This window comes from Alcanivorax sp. HI0044 (assembly GCF_001634945.1).
Genome location: NZ_LWEZ01001617.1, coordinates 1 through 921 on the forward strand (window position 1 = coordinate 1; position 921 = coordinate 921).

At 60.6% G+C, this 921-nt stretch carries 1 protein-coding gene; it reads right to left on the reverse strand.

Annotated features, from left to right (window positions below):
- Positions 1 to 921, reverse strand: a 921-nt coding sequence (locus tag A3730_RS24380; RefSeq protein ID WP_156501335.1) for a M48 family metallopeptidase, incomplete at both ends; no start/stop codon positions are given.

A 921-nucleotide genomic window follows, 5' to 3' on the forward strand; every position in this document is an offset into this window, starting at 1 on the left:
GTTGTTGTGATCAGAAGCGGGGATGCGACCGAATTGGTGGGCGAGGGCATCGACTTTCTTCCACATGATGGCCTGTTCAGCATTGGCCACATCGGCGGGGTTTTCCATATCCACATAGTTGGGGATGCGGTTGGCCAGTTTGTCGCTGGCCTGGCTGAGCGTTTCCTGGCGGCTCATCAAACCGGTGACCTGGCCACGGACATGGGGCAGGTTGCGGTTCAGTGTGTCGCGTTGTTGTTGGTAGCTTTGCTGCAGGGCGGGAAGGGAGTCCTGCCAATGCTCCACCATGGATTTGATCTGTTGAATTTGCCGGTAGTGCTCAAAGCGCTGGGCAAAATGGTTGCTGGAAAACAGCTTGTATAAATACGACAGCTCGCCGCCTTTTACCATGTCGCTGGTATTGGCGGGGAGTAATCCGGCCGCGTTTTCGTCTTCAGGCAGCAAGGCTTCGGACCAGCCAGGTTTGGCGATGTTATCGATGGCGCGCTGAATGTCCTTAAGGGCCTCGCGGTATTGGGTGGCTGCATACTGATAGCCCGACAGCGCTTGGGGCAGGCCGCCGAGCTCCTCATAGGCGCGGGGTGCCAGCATCAACGCTTCCTGCACGGAGGGATGGCTGCTGTTACGGTGCACGGCTTCCAGCCACAGGGGCAGGGCCCGTTTTACGTCGCCGGCGCGGTAGTTCGCCAGGCCAAGCGCGAGCAGGGCGTCTTCGGAGAATGGGCCGTCGCTGCGTACCTGGCGCAGGGCGGCGCGGGCATTCTCCAGGTTGCCGCCTTTCAATTCTGTCAGGCCTGATGCCAGTGCAGCCCGGTCGCGCAGTGCCAAAGCCTGATTGCTGCTGCCGCCGGCGGACAGCAAGGATTTAAGCAACTCGAGGCCTTGATCCTGGTGGCCGGCCCGGATCAGCGCTACCCCCAT